The sequence below is a fragment of the Actomonas aquatica genome, assembly GCF_019679435.2.
Taxonomy (GTDB): Bacteria; Verrucomicrobiota; Verrucomicrobiia; order Opitutales; family Opitutaceae; genus Actomonas; species Actomonas aquatica.
This window is the reverse complement of the sequence record NZ_CP139781.1, coordinates 3,212,128-3,225,160: the sequence shown is the minus strand read 5'-3', so window position 1 is coordinate 3,225,160 and position 13,033 is coordinate 3,212,128. Positions and strand designations below refer to the sequence as shown.

13 protein-coding genes are annotated in these 13,033 nt (G+C 64.2%); 12 read left to right on the top strand and 1 reads right to left on the bottom strand.

Features of this window, described 5'->3' with window-relative positions:
• Positions 1-98: 98 nt before the first annotated feature.
• Positions 99-1,148 (top strand): Gfo/Idh/MocA family protein, encoded by a 1,050-nt coding sequence (locus K1X11_RS12680; protein WP_221032798.1) that lies wholly within the window; start codon positions 99-101, stop codon positions 1,146-1,148.
• A gap of 143 nt (positions 1,149-1,291) precedes the next feature.
• On the opposite strand, the gene K1X11_RS12675 is transcribed toward K1X11_RS12680, so the two are convergent.
• Positions 1,292-2,248 carry a hypothetical protein gene (locus K1X11_RS12675; protein ID WP_221032799.1) on the bottom strand — a complete coding sequence of 319 codons (957 nt, stop codon included), beginning with the start codon at positions 2,246-2,248 and terminating at the stop codon, positions 1,292-1,294.
• A 140-nt stretch (positions 2,249-2,388) separates the two neighbouring features.
• On the opposite strand from K1X11_RS12675, the gene K1X11_RS12670 reads away from it, so the two are divergent.
• The 11 genes from K1X11_RS12670 (at position 2,389) to K1X11_RS12620 (ending at position 13,024) form a co-directional block, all read left to right on the top strand.
• A complete protein-coding gene (locus K1X11_RS12670) occupies positions 2,389-2,832 on the top strand; it encodes a type II secretion system protein (RefSeq protein ID WP_221032800.1) in 444 nt (147 codons plus the stop codon).
• Entirely contained in the window at positions 2,829-3,398 is a 570-nt protein-coding gene (locus K1X11_RS12665; RefSeq protein WP_221032801.1) for a PulJ/GspJ family protein, read from the top strand. The genes K1X11_RS12670 and K1X11_RS12665 overlap by 4 nt, the downstream gene beginning before the upstream one ends.
• Positions 3,399-3,400: 2 nt before the next feature.
• Positions 3,401-5,035 carry a pilus assembly PilX family protein gene (locus K1X11_RS12660; protein WP_221032802.1) on the top strand — a complete coding sequence of 545 codons (1,635 nt, stop codon included), beginning with the start codon at positions 3,401-3,403 and terminating at the stop codon, positions 5,033-5,035.
• A 61-nt stretch (positions 5,036-5,096) separates the two neighbouring features.
• Positions 5,097-6,032: a deoxyribose-phosphate aldolase gene (deoC, locus tag K1X11_RS12655; protein ID WP_221032803.1), complete on the top strand. Its 936-nt coding sequence runs from the start codon at positions 5,097-5,099 to the stop codon at positions 6,030-6,032.
• Positions 6,033-6,225: 193 nt separating this feature from the next.
• Positions 6,226-7,653 carry an aldehyde dehydrogenase family protein gene (locus tag K1X11_RS12650; RefSeq protein ID WP_343212925.1) on the top strand — a complete coding sequence of 476 codons (1,428 nt, stop codon included), beginning with the start codon at positions 6,226-6,228 and terminating at the stop codon, positions 7,651-7,653.
• Positions 7,654-7,739: 86 nt separating this feature from the next.
• Entirely contained in the window at positions 7,740-8,123 is a 384-nt protein-coding gene (locus K1X11_RS12645; RefSeq protein WP_221032805.1) for a GxxExxY protein, read from the top strand.
• A 90-nt stretch (positions 8,124-8,213) separates the two neighbouring features.
• A complete protein-coding gene (locus tag K1X11_RS12640) occupies positions 8,214-9,089 on the top strand; it encodes an aldehyde dehydrogenase family protein (protein ID WP_221032806.1) in 876 nt (291 codons plus the stop codon).
• An 82-nt stretch (positions 9,090-9,171) separates the two neighbouring features.
• Complete coding sequence (locus K1X11_RS12635) at positions 9,172-10,686, top strand: sensor histidine kinase (protein WP_221032807.1); 1,515 nt, start codon at positions 9,172-9,174, stop codon at positions 10,684-10,686.
• Between the two features lie 28 nt (positions 10,687-10,714).
• Positions 10,715-11,113: a response regulator gene (locus K1X11_RS12630; protein ID WP_221032808.1), complete on the top strand. Its 399-nt coding sequence runs from the start codon at positions 10,715-10,717 to the stop codon at positions 11,111-11,113.
• Positions 11,110-11,322: a hypothetical protein gene (locus tag K1X11_RS12625; RefSeq protein WP_221032809.1), complete on the top strand. Its 213-nt coding sequence runs from the start codon at positions 11,110-11,112 to the stop codon at positions 11,320-11,322. The genes K1X11_RS12630 and K1X11_RS12625 overlap by 4 nt, the downstream gene beginning before the upstream one ends.
• Positions 11,309-13,024 carry a GspE/PulE family protein gene (locus K1X11_RS12620; RefSeq protein ID WP_221032810.1) on the top strand — a complete coding sequence of 572 codons (1,716 nt, stop codon included), beginning with the start codon at positions 11,309-11,311 and terminating at the stop codon, positions 13,022-13,024. Before K1X11_RS12625 ends, K1X11_RS12620 begins: the two co-directional genes overlap by 14 nt.
• Positions 13,025-13,033 lie beyond the last annotated feature (9 nt).

Below are 13,033 nucleotides of genomic sequence, written 5' to 3'. Positions count from 1 at the left end.
TGTTGCAGCGACGGTGGAAAATCTTCACCGCTGCCGACGAAACGGTTGCTCAAGACTTCCGCTCGACGCGGGGGTGACGGACGGGCTTTGATGGCGGCATGTCTGATCACCCCCTCGGATTCGCCATCGTCGGCACCGGCATGATTGCCGGTGTGCATGCCCAAGCCATCAACGCTGTCGACGGTGCCCGCCTGGTCGGGGTGGTGAGCCGGTCGCCGGAAAAGGGGCCGGCCTTCGCGGCGAAGCATGGCGCGGTGGCGCTGACCTCGACCGTCGAAGAGATGGTGGCGCGGCCCGATGTGGATGCGGTCTGCATTACGACGCCGAGTGGCGCGCATTTGGAACCGGCGCTGGTGGCGATTCGCGCGGGCAAACACGTGGTGGTGGAGAAACCGATCGAGGCGACCACGGCGCGGGCGGACAAACTCATCAGCGAAGCGCGCATGGCGGGCGTGAAGCTGGCGCCGATTTTCCAGCAACGCTTCAGCGACGGCGCGCGCACGATCAAAGCCGCGCTCGATGCGGGACGCTTTGGGCGACTGGCGACGGCGGGCTGTTACGTGAAGTGGTTCCGCACGGAGGAATATTACAAAGGCTCACCGTGGAAGGGGACGCTCAAGCTCGACGGTGGTGGTGCGGTGATGAACCAAGCCATCCACGGTGTGGACCTGCTGCAGTGGTTTGCGGGGCTGCCGGAGGAAGTGAGTGCGTTCAAAACGCGGCGCGTGCACACCGGTATTGAGGCAGAGGATACAGCGGTGGCGGTGCTGCGTTTTCCGAGCGGGGCGCTGGGCACGATCGAAGCGACGACGGCGGCGTGGCCCGGTTGGTCGCTGCGGATCGAGTTGTGTGGCGAAAACGGCTCGGTGCGGCTGGAGGACGGTGTGATCACCGAATGGAAATTTCGGGATGAGGAACCGGGCGACGCCAAGATCCGGGAGGCGGGTTCGGCGGAGCTGGGCTCCGGCGCGTCGAACCCGGCGGGCATTTCGATCGAAGGTCACAAACGCCAGATCGAAGATTTGGTGGACGCGATCCGCGAGCAGCGGCCGCTGCACATCGATGGACCCGAGTCGCGCAAGGCCGTGGCGCTGATCACCGCGCTGTATCAGTCGGGTGAGACGGGGCAGCCGGTGCGGGTGGAGTAGCCGTCACCGGCGGCATCTTTCTCTTTCGTCTTTCTCTTTCTCTCCACGAGTCGGACCCAACCGCACGCTCAGAAGGGCGGCGCTCCGCGCCGTCAGATAAAGAGAAAGATAAAGAGGAAAGAGAAAGATTTGGTTGGGGCGCTCTATTTCGCTTCGTAGCGCAGGAGGGGGGCGGGGAGGCGTTCGGTGGTGACGATGAGGTCGTGGTTGTCGGCCTCGAAACAGATCGCTTCGGCTTGAGTGAGGCCGGAGATCGGAATGCGCGCGGGGTCGCGGGTGAAGGTGTCGGTCCAAGTTTCGCCGGGCTGGCGTTGGTAGATCCAGATGTTGCCGTAGGTGAGCACGGCGGCGCAGGTGCCGTCGGCGCAGAGGTCGAAGGCGGTGACTTGGGAGCGGAACTGACCGAGGCGGCCGGGCAGGGCGCGTTCGAGCGTGGTGGGGGCGGCGATGCCGGGCAACGGCGTGACCCGACGGGCGACGTGGCGGGCGGTTGACGGCGTGGCGTCGAAGTGCAGCGGCAGGGTGTAGAGCACGGGCGGTTCGGTGCGTTTGGAGATGAGCAGCACCTCGCCGGTGGCGGGGGAGACGGTCACGCCTTCGCAGTCGCGAGCGCCGTCGGCGAAAGCGACGTTCCACGTGTGGGTCGGGCGGACGACCGTGAGCGTATCGGGGCGGAGCGTCGTGGGATCGGGCTCGGGCAGAAAATAGAAACGCAAGTCGTCGCGGCGGCCGTAGTTGTCGCCCACATCGGCGATGAGCAACCACGCCTGGCCCTGGTAGGTGAAGCTGGCGATGTCTTCCCAGTCGATGGCGGTGGCGCCGGCGAGTTCGACGGTGCCGAGGCGCTGGCCCTGGGCGTTGAGGGCAAAGATGCGCGGCGTGTCGCCGCTGTCATTGTGGACCCAATACACGCCGGGTTCGCGGCGGGACGGGGCGATGCCGCTGACCTCCGCGAGGTTGGGGTCGGTGATCGCGGCAAACTCGGTGTGAGGGCCGTAGGTGGGGGTGCGTTGCGGCAGAGCGGTGCAGCCGGAGAGCAAGGCGGTGGTAAGGAGAGTGATCAACAAGGCGCGCATGAGCGGAACAAAGCCCGGAAGCATCGGCGGTGGGGAGGTGCGGCCAAGTCAAAAGCCGTCAATCGAGCGAGGGGAGGGACGAGAAATGCAGGGAAATGGCATCTCGGCTTGCCGCGAACGGGGCAGGCTGCTGGCTTGGCGTCCGCTTCAGCCCGACTACGGACATGTTTCGCTCCAGCCCCAACTCGAAATCGAGAGTTCGACGGCCCGCCACCGGCTTCACCCTGCTGGAGGTCGCCTTGGGCGTGTGTGTGTTGGCGATGGTGTTTGCCGGGGTGATGACAGCGGCGGTGCGGATCCGCGAAGTGGCCGTGGTGGCGGAGGCGACGGCGCGGGCCAACACGGTGTTGAGCTCCAAGGTGGAGGAGTTTCGGGCGATGGACTACGGGGTGTTGGAGCAACAGTTGCAGGATCCCGGGAAGCTGCAGGGAACTGTCCGTGCGCCCAGTGTTGCCGGGGTGTATCCGGTGGATTGGGTGGTGGTGCCGCAGCAGGTGGATCCGGATTATATGCGACTGCGTGTGCGGGTGTTGTGGACGGTCGACAGCCACACCGGGGAACTCGATGTGGTGGCGGACTTTTTTCGCGAAGGGGTGAATCAGTTATGAGGGCGAGGGCTGAGGCACAGCGGAATCGGCGGGGCGGCTTCACCTTGGCGGAGGTGTTGTTGGCGACGACCTTGGGGGCGTTTGCGATGGTGGGCGTGTTGACGGCCTTCATCTCGCTGCAGCGGAGTTTTGTGGCGGCGCAGGAGGACATGGTGGAGGTGAACCGCTTCATCTTCGTGCAGGAGCAACTGGGGCTCGATCTGCGCAACACCGTCGCCCTCGTCAGCATGGGACCGGAGGCGCTCACGTTGCGGGTGCGTTATTACGAGGATGGCCCCAAGGACGAGCGCGTGGTGACGTATCGGGTGGACGCGGCGGCGGGCGAATTTCGGCGGGAGGAAGGCGGCGAGGAACGGGTGCTGATGAACCAGTTGGTCGACGGCGCGTTTCATTATTTCCGGCGCGGGGTGGGCGGGGTGGAACAGGTCGCGGCCACCACGGCGGAGGTCAACGCGGTGCGGGTCTCGTTGGTGCCGAATCATCACTCGGCGGGCGGCGGTATCGAGCGAAGCGCGGCGGTGTTCACGTCCAGTCTCTTTCAGCTGCGGAGGATCGCGTTGCCATGAGGATGCAGTCGCAACGGGGCTCGGTCCTCCTGGTCGCGCTGATCCTGGCGGTGGTGCTCATCACCGTGACCGCGCGGCTCTACAAAACGGCTTTTAACGAGCTCAACACAGCGCATCGCGCGCACCTGGAGAACGCCGCATTTTATCTGGCGGAGTCCGGTCTGGAGGAGGCCGCGCGACGCATTCGAGCGGGCGAATGGGCGGTCGATCCGGTGGCCGGGATCGAGCACCAAGGTGTGCTCGAAGTGCTCAAGCCCGCGGACACCGATCTCGGTCGCGGCAACTCCGGCGCGCAACGCATCCTGCTGACGCGTGCGCCCAACTCCAACCTCTACACCGTGCGCTCGGTGGCGCAGGCAACACACGCCGAAGGGTTGGTGGCGCTGCGTGCCGTGCAGGCGACGGTGGCCTTGCTGGAAGGCCCGCTGACCGGACCGGGTTATGTGATCGCGGTGCAGGATAAGATGGAACTGCGCAACGCGCCGGACCAAGGCGTGCGGGTGGCGAGCTACGACAGCAGCGAAAATTTTGGTGCCCCCGATTGGGATAACAATTTTGGCTTCGACGCCGCCCTCGGCACGGCCTCGGCGCAGGATGGCGCGATCCGCATTCAAAATGGTTTTGTGCGCGGCACGATCCGCACCGGCGGGGGCACCCCGCAGGTGCGACCGGCGGGAGGGCCGGCGGAAAGTGGCACCCTCCTGGTGGGACCGGATACGCCGCCGCAGGTGGGCTTTGATAACAATCGGGTCACGGCGGATTTTGCGGGTAATTTCTGTCCGGCGGTTCTGCCGCAAGTGGATTCAACCTGGGCGCGTCAGGAGGGGTGGACGCGAAAGTCGACGGGCAGCGCGACGACGGGCAAGGCCACGACTGGCGGCACCGTGCAGACGGGCGGCCTGATCGTCGGTGGCACGGGCGACCCGCACCAGGCCGGGCAACACGGTGATCCCCACCAACCGGGTCAGCATGGCAACCCACACATGACCGGCACCGGCACCAGTGTGGTGGTCTTGGGCGGCCTCACGCCGCCCGACGCGGGCGCGGGTCAGCCGGTCTACGAACTCGGTCAGCCGGCCGCCAAAACCCTGGTGCATTTTAAGGACCTCTCGCAGCTGCCGCAGAACCAGCCTCTCACCATCGAGGGACAAGTCATCGTGCACGCAGAGCAGGGCCTGGAGTGGCTGGGCGAGCTGCGTCTGGTCGGTGATGCCACGCTCACTCTCTGCGTGAACGAAGCGATTGTGCTGGCGGTAAACTGTGGCGACTGGCCGCCGGCGCGATTTGTGGTGCACGCCCTCGGTGGACACGAGGTGCGGATGCGCGACTTTGACGTATTCACTGGGCTGATTCACGCCCCGCAGTCGAAGGTCACGGTGCAGGGCGGCGCGCGTTTGCCGCGTCCGCAGGTGCGAGGATCGATCGCGGCGCGCGAGGTGGCCACGATCAACCAAGTCGACTTCTTTTACGACGTGCGCTCCGGCGATGCGTTGTGTGACGCGCGCTCAGTGATCGGCGGCCAGGCCGGCCGTCAGGCGGCGGCGGGGCTCGCCGGGCAGCACGTGCAGTTGCGCGATTGGAAACAAATCGTCGCCGCCGGAGTGGTGGCGGACCTGCCGGCCGGCGCTGAATTCTGAGGGGCCGGAGACGGTCATCTTTGCCGTTGGCTTCGTCGGGCGAATGGCTGAACGTGCCGCCATGCCTTCCGGAGCCAATGCCTTTCGCCGGTTGTTCAGTGAGATCGGGACCGTCGACGCGGTCGGGATTGAAGAACGGGTCGCCAAATACGGGACCCGTTCCATCAAGACCGGCTCGAAGATCGCGGGCCTTAAACTCGCCACGACCATGGTCGATCTCACCACCCTCGAGGGTAAGGACACGCCGGGCAAGGTGCAGGCGCTCTGCGCCAAGGCCCTGCATCCGCACGACGACCCCGACATCCCGCAGGTCGCGGCGGTGTGTGTGTATCCGTCGATGGTAAAACACGCCCGGGCGGCGCTCGGCACCAAAGCACCCGTGCGCATCGCTTCGGTCGCGACCGCGTTTCCGAGCGGCCAGGCGCCGATCAAAACTCGTCTGGCCGAAGTGAAGGCGGCGGTGGCCGACGGGGCGGACGAGATCGACATGGTGATCAACCGTGGCACGTTTCTGGCGGGCGAGTTCGGTCGCATGCAGGACGAAATTGCGGCGGTGGTCGAAGCCTGCGGGGAGGCGACGCTCAAGGTCATCCTCGAGACCAGCGAGCTGGAGACCTACGACAACATTCGCGCGGCCTCGTTTCTGGCCATGCGGGTGATCCGCGAAAACGATTTCATCAAAACCTCCACCGGCAAAACCTCGGCCAACGCGACGCTGGGCAACAACCAGGTCATGCTCGATGCCATCCGTGACCATTATTTGGATACAGGCGTGGCCATCGCGATGAAACCGGCCGGCGGCATCAAGTCGGCCAAACAGGCGCTCACCTTCCTGGTGGCGGTGAAGGAAACCCTCGGCGACGAGTGGCTGAACAACCGCCGCTACCGTTTCGGCGCCTCGTCCCTGCTTAACGACCTCCTGCGCCAGCTCGTGAAAATGAAGACCGGCACCTACCGCGCCGCCTACGAATTCAGCGAAGCCGCCGGCTCCTATTAACCTCTTTTTTTAACCACGGATGAACACGGATAGCTTCGCCTACCGGCTACGCGCTGAGACAGTGCCGGCGGAACGTTAGTGAAGCCATCCGTGTTCATCCGTGGTTAACCCCTCTCCCGATTTTCCCATGCCTGTTTCTACTCCGAAAAAATCCCGTTCCCGTCGTGCTGAGCCTGAGTTGGTGTTTGGCGATCTGTGGGAGTTTGATCCCGCGCCGGAGTCGGCGGATCCGAAACTGAAGGACCGCTACACGCTCTTTATCGATGGCAAGTTTGTCGCGCCGAAGAGCCGGAAGTATTTTGCGTCGATCAACCCGGCGACGGAGCAGCCGCTGGCGGAGATCCCACACGCGTCGGCCAAGGACGTCGACGCCGCTTACGCCGCCGCGACCAAGGCCGCCCCGGCCTGGGCGACGTTGCCGGGTGCCGAGCGCGGCAAATACCTCTACCGCCTCGCCCGGCTGCTGCAGGATCGGGCGCGTGAATTTGCGGTGGCGGAGACGCTCGACGGGGGCAAGCCGATCAAGGAGTCGCGCGACTTCGATGTGCCGATGGCCGCAGCACACTTCTTCTATCATGCGGGCTGGGCCGACAAACTCGCTTACGCGTTTCCGGGCGCGACCCCGGTGCCGCACGGCGTGGTGGGGCAGGTGATCCCGTGGAATTTCCCGCTGCTCATGCTGGCGTGGAAACTCGCTCCGGCTTTGGCGACCGGCAACACGGTCGTGCTCAAGCCGGCCGAGACGACGTCGATCACCGCGCTCAAGTTTGCCGAGATCATCGCCGAGGCGGAACTGCCGCCGGGCGTGGTCAACATCGTGACCGGCGCGGGCGACGTGGGTGCCGCAGTGGTCAATCATCCGGCGGCGGCCAAGGTGGCGTTCACCGGCTCCACCGAAGTCGGCAAGGTGATCATGCGCAGCACGGCCGGCACCGGCAAAAAGCTCACCCTCGAGTTGGGCGGCAAGGCGGCCAACATTGTCTTCGACGACGCGCCACTCGACCAGGCGGTGGAGGGCATCGTGAACGGCATCTTTTTCAACCAAGGTCACGTGTGTTGTGCGGGCTCGCGCCTGCTGGTGCAGGAGAGTGTGGCCGACGCGGTCTTCACGCGACTGCGCAATCGCGTGCGCACCCTGCGCGTGGGTGATCCGATGGACAAGAACACCGACATCGGCGCGATCAACTCGAAGACTCAGTTGGACAAGATCGCCGAGCTGGTGCAGGCCGGTCAGGACGAGGGCGCGGAGTTGTATCAGCCCAGCTGCCCGTTGCCGAAGAAGGGCTGGTTCTTCCGCCCGTCCTTGTTCCGCGGCGTGGAGCTGAGTCACCGCATCGCGCGGGAAGAAGTGTTTGGTCCGGTGCTGTCGATCCTCACCTTCCGCACGGTGGAGGAGGCGATCGAGAAGGCCAACAACACCGCCTACGGACTGAGTGCCGGCGTGTGGACCGACAAAGGCTCGCGCATCCTGAAGATGAGCACGGCGCTTAAAGCGGGAGTCGTCTGGGCCAACACCTACAACAAGTTCGACCCGGCGTCGCCGTTTGGTGGATACAAAGAAAGCGGCTTCGGCCGCGAAGGCGGCAAACACGGCCTCGCCGACTACGTGAAACTCACCTGAGTAACGCCTCCCCGCCCGACGCTGTTTTTTTTAACCACGGATGGACACGGATGGCTCCGCTAACGCTACGCCCCAAACCAATCGAAATGAATGGAGATGATGCATCTTTGAGGGAGGAGGATATCTGCTACCAGATTCTCGGATGTGCCATGGCAGTGGCGCGGGAGATAGGTCATGGACTGCATGAGAAGCCGTATGAGAACGCGTTGGTGGTCGCCCTCGAAGAAGAGCATGTGCCCTTCGAACAACAGCCCTCGTATCGAGTCGAGTTTCGGGGGCGAAAGGTTGGCGAGTATATCCCGGATCTGGTGGTGGATGAGCGGGTAATCGTCGATACCAAGGTGATCGATCGGATCACCGGGCACGAACGTGGCCAGATGATAAACTATTTAAGGATAACGGGTCTGACCGTGGGTCTGATCATCAATTTTAAACACGCCAAACTGCAATGGGAGCGCGTGGTTCTCTGAATTTCTCCGATATAGAAGACGTAGCGTTAGCGAAGTCATCCGTGTCCATCCGTGGTTAAAAAAACAAATCCTCGTTCCATCTTTTCTGCCATGTCTCGTCTGACTGTTTCCAAAACGCCCAAGTGTTATGTGGGGGGTAAGTTCATCCGTTCGGAGAGCGGGCGGACGTTTGCGCTCAATGATGCGAAGGGGAACTTTTTCGCCCATGTTCCGCAGTGCACGCGCAAAGACGTGCGCAACGCGGTGGAGGTCGCCGGGAAGGCGGGCGGTGGCTGGGCCGGGCGCTCCGGCTACAACCGCGGACAGATCCTCTACCGCCTCGCCGAGATGATCGAGCCGCGCGCCGCCGAACTCGAAGCCGCACTGTTGCTCACGCCCGGCGTGACCGCCGCCGCTGCCAAGGCCGAGGTCGTTGCGACGATCGATCGCATCGTGCACTACGCGGGCTGGACCGATAAATACGAGCAGCTGCTCGGCAGCGTGAATCCGGTCGCGTCGCCGCACTTCAATTTCACCGTGACCGATCCCATGGGCGTGATCGCCGTGGTCGCGCCGGACGAGGCGCCGCTGCTCGGGCTCATGACCCTCATCCTGCCGGCCATCACTTCGGGCAACAGCGTCGTCGCCGTGGCGAGTGAGACCGCGCCTTACGCGTCGATCGTGCTCGGCGAGATGTTGGCCGTGAGCGACCTGCCGGGTGGAGTGGTCAACCTGCTCACCGGTTTCCGCGCCGAGATGGTATCAACCATGGCCAGTCATGTTGGCATCCGCGCTCTGAGCGGTGTGCTGAGTGCCGAGGAACGCGAGTCCGTCGAGCAGAAGGCGGCCGACTCCGTGAAGCGCACGCGCCTGCTCAAGGCCGAGGAACCGATCGACTGGTTGGCGGGCAATGGTCCCATGCCGTCCCTCTACGCCATCCGCGATTTGCTCGAGTTTAAGACGACCTGGCACCCGGTGGGCGCTTAAAGCAAACGGTTGGTGTTGGCAGCGGCGGGATTTGTCTCCGTGATGGCCGCGGTCCTCTCTGCTCCCTTCCTCCAGCCTCGCTGTGTTTCGTCACCTCGCCCAACTCAGTCCGCGTGCCCTCTCCGGGCTGGTGTTTGTTCTCATCCTGGGGAGTAGCGCGGGGACCTTGGCCTACTTCTATCGGCAGGCGGTTTCCCATCACTCCGAAATGATCCGTCGGCATGTGGCCGATCTGGCTCACATCGTCGCGGCTTCGGTCGATGCAGATCGGCAGGAACTCCTGCAGCGCCCCGAACAGTTTAACTCGCCGCTCTACCGGGAACTGCTCGCTCCACTGAAGGCCTTTCACCTGCGCCATCCTGAGGTGATCTACGTCTATACGATGCGGGTCACCGCCGACGGCGAGGAACTGGTGATGCTTGATACCACCACGGACGACGAGGTGATGGCCTTCGAGCGCGCCGAGGGGCGGGAGCCGGTGCCCTCGCCGCTGCTGGAAGTCTACCACACTCCGCCGGGCAACGAAGCGGCCGACGCCCTCCTGCGCGGCGGCAGTTCCTACGTGTTCGACATCCCGTATTCGGACGACTTTGGCACCTTCATCAATGCGCGCCATCCGCTCTTCGACGCGTCGGGCCGCTACGTCGGCTACGGTGGAATTCACTACTCGTTGGCGACCTTTCATCAACGGCTCAACGAGGTGCGCGTGGCGGGCTGGATCGCGTTTGGCGGCGCGCTGCTGATCAGCGTGATGCTGGCCGGCACAGCGTTTGTCGGTCGGCGCGAAAGTCTGGCCCACCTGCATGGCATCGAGGCCGCCGAAGCCGACATGCGGGTGCAACGTGATCGCGCCGACCAGGCCAATGCCGCGAAAGGCGAACTGCTCGCCATCGCCACCCACGATTTAAAAAACCCGCTGGCGGCCATCGCCGGCATCGCGGGGCTGCTACTGCGCCGCAAACGCAAGCACGCCGCTCCGGACGACGATCGCGCGCAGGCGGAGATCGAGTCACTCGAGAGCATCGAGGAATCGGCCAATCACATGTCCGACATCGTGCGCGGCATCCTGCTGAACGAGGGCATCGAATCCGGCCGCATGACGCTGCACCCGGAGTCCGTCGACCTGCGCCGCATCGCGGCCGAAGTGGTGCGGTTCAGCGCCGCGGCCGCTGCCCGCAAAAAGATCAACCTGCAACTGCTACCGGGCGACCCGCTCACGCTCCAAGCCGATGCGCAACTCCTGCGCGAAGCCTGCGACAACTACGTGTCCAATGCGGTGAAGTATTCACCTTCTGGATGCACCGTGACGGTGAGTCTCGCGCCCGATGCGGCGACGGGCGGCGCCGAGTTTGCGGTGCAGGACCAGGGCCCGGGACTCAGCGCGGAAGACCAGGCGAAGCTGTTTGGAAAATTCCAAAAACTGACCCCGCGCCCGACCGGCGGAGAGACTTCCACCGGACTTGGTCTCTCCATCGTCAAAACCATCGTCGAACTCCACGGCGGCGCCGTCGGTTGCGACAGCTCGCCCGGCGCCGGCGCGCGGTTTTGGCTGCGCCTCCCGCCTGTCCTTCCTTCACCGCCGCCGCCCACGGCCTAACGTTTTTCAACTCATCCCCTCCTGCCTCATGCCGTTTCCCGCCACTGTCCTTATCGTCGACGACGAACCGCACGTTCGCCGTTTTCTCAGCATGCTCCTCGAAGACACCTTTGAGGACGCCACCGTCACCGCGGTCGGCAGTGGCCAGGAGGCCGTTGCCAGTTACACCGCGCAGCGCCCCGACCTCGTCCTGCTCGACATCAACATGGTGGGCATGGACGGACTCGAAACCTTGCAAGCGCTGCGGGCGGCCGATCCCACCGCCAACGTCGTCATGGTCACCTCGGTGGACGTGCGCCGTGCGGTGGAGACCGCGCTCACCGCCGGCGCGCGTGGTTACATTCTCAAAGACACGCCGATGGACGAACTCGCCGCGTCGCTGCGGTCCATCGTCGAGGCTCTGCCGCAATCTTCTTCCGACTCATGAGCGATTCCACCCCACCTCCCACCACTCCCGCGCCCCACGCTTCGTGGAGCATGACGGAGGAACGTTTCTCGCTGGCCGATCTGCTGACTGAAGTCTCGATCGAACGCGTCTCCGGCGCACTCGGCATGCAGAAGTTGAAGCAGGACGAAATCCATCGCCTCTTCCGCCAGGATCAGCCCGCAACCCCCTCGAACGATGCCCAAGATTGAGCCCGAATTCCTGGTCGCCATCCGCGACTTGCGCACCTTTTCGCGCAACATCGATCTGCAGGCGCTCGCGCTCACGGTCGACGATCCGCTGCAGCTCATCGAGCAGCTCATCCGCTCGGGCAATGTGAACAAGACCGAGATCTGCCGCCTCTGGGCCGGGCAGGTGAATCACTCCTACGTCGACCCGTTCACCACCATCGTCACCCCCGAGGCGCTGGCCGCCATCCCGGCGGAGATCGCGACCAAAGCCAACGCCCTGCCGCTCTACGTGCTCAACGGCGTGCTCACTGTCGCCATGGCTCACCCCGAGGATGCCGCGCTGGTGCGCCGCCTCGGAATGGTGGCGCAGATGGAAGTGAGTCCGGCCTTTGCGCCGCCGAGTGAGATCGCCGATCTCGTGCGCATCCATTACGCCACGGAGGAGTCCCTCGCCGAGGCCTGCCAACTGGCCGAAGCCCAGGAGCTGCTCAAAGACGACGTGGAGTTCTCCGCCGGTGGGGCGCAACTCAAAGCGATCGCCGAGAACGAGCAGATCATCGAGTTCGTCAACGCGCTCATCTACTTCGCGATCAACAAGGACGCGTCCGACATCCACATCGAGCCACAGGAGACCGAAGTCACCGTGCGCTACCGCATCGACGGTTCGCTGCGTCCTTTGCTGACGATTCCGCGGGCGCTGCATCCGGCGGTGACGATCCGCCTCAAGGTCATGGCGGATTGCGACATCACCGAGTCGCGCATGCCGGCGGATGGTCGCTTCTCGATTCCGGTGGGGGCCAGCAGCGCGGACTTCCGTTTCTCGTCCATCCCGTCGCAATACGGCGAAAAGTCCGTCATCCGCCTCCTCGGCAACACGAGCCTGCGCACCATGCTCTCGCTCGATAAGATGATGATCTCGCAGTCGATTCTGCAGCCTTACCGCCGCGTGATGAAGAGTCCGTCCGGCATCATCTTCGTCACCGGTCCAACCGGCTCAGGCAAGACGACCACGCTCTACGCGACGCTGGCGGAGCTCAACCAGCCCGACGTCAACATCTCGACCATCGAGGATCCGATCGAGCTCAAGCTCGAGAGTATCAACCAGACCCAGGTCAACCACACCATCGACCTGTCGTTTGCCCGCATGCTGCGCGCGCTCCTGCGTCAGGATCCGGACATCCTGCTGGTCGGTGAAATCCGCGATCTCGAGACGGCCAAGATCGCCACCGAAGCGGCGCTCACCGGTCACTTGGTGCTCACCACGTTGCACGTGAAGAGCGCACCCGAGGTGTTTGTGCGCCTGCAGGAAATGGGCGTGGACAACTACCTCATCGCACCGTCGGTGCTGGCGGTGGCGGGGCAGCGATTGGTGCCGCGCATCTGTGAGCGTTGCAAAGAATCCTACGAGCCCGAGGAGGCGGTGTTGCGCCGCTACTTCGATGATGAGGAGCTGCCCGAAAAGGTGCTCTTCCATCGCGGTCGCGGTTGCCCGCATTGCGACCATACCGGCTTCAAGGGCCGCGTCGCATTTCACGAGCTACTGGTCGTCAACCGCGAGTTGCGCGGCCTCATCGCCAATCGCGCGAACCTCGAGGATATCACGCAAGCCGCGCGCAAAGTCGGCTACCGGCCGCTGCGCTACGACGGACTAAAGAAAGTGCTGCTCGGCCTCACCACCATCGAAGAGGTCGAAGCCGCCACGCCGCTGGAATACGTGTCCTGAGCCGATCCG

Coding starts and splice junctions, on each gene's coding strand:
- K1X11_RS12640 (WP_221032806.1), top strand. CDS start 8,214: ATGTCTCGTCTGACTGTTTCCAAAACGCCCAAGTGTTATGTGGGGGGT.
- K1X11_RS12620 (WP_221032810.1), top strand. CDS start 11,309: ATGCCCAAGATTGAGCCCGAATTCCTGGTCGCCATCCGCGACTTGCGC.
- K1X11_RS12630 (WP_221032808.1), top strand. CDS start 10,715: ATGCCGTTTCCCGCCACTGTCCTTATCGTCGACGACGAACCGCACGTT.
- K1X11_RS12665 (WP_221032801.1), top strand. CDS start 2,829: ATGAGGGCGAGGGCTGAGGCACAGCGGAATCGGCGGGGCGGCTTCACC.
- K1X11_RS12625 (WP_221032809.1), top strand. CDS start 11,110: ATGAGCGATTCCACCCCACCTCCCACCACTCCCGCGCCCCACGCTTCG.
- K1X11_RS12645 (WP_221032805.1), top strand. CDS start 7,740: ATGAATGGAGATGATGCATCTTTGAGGGAGGAGGATATCTGCTACCAG.
- K1X11_RS12675 (WP_221032799.1), bottom strand. CDS start 2,248: ATGCTTCCGGGCTTTGTTCCGCTCATGCGCGCCTTGTTGATCACTCTC.
- K1X11_RS12680 (WP_221032798.1), top strand. CDS start 99: ATGTCTGATCACCCCCTCGGATTCGCCATCGTCGGCACCGGCATGATT.
- K1X11_RS12660 (WP_221032802.1), top strand. CDS start 3,401: ATGCAGTCGCAACGGGGCTCGGTCCTCCTGGTCGCGCTGATCCTGGCG.
- K1X11_RS12670 (WP_221032800.1), top strand. CDS start 2,389: ATGTTTCGCTCCAGCCCCAACTCGAAATCGAGAGTTCGACGGCCCGCC.
- deoC (WP_221032803.1), top strand. CDS start 5,097: ATGCCTTCCGGAGCCAATGCCTTTCGCCGGTTGTTCAGTGAGATCGGG.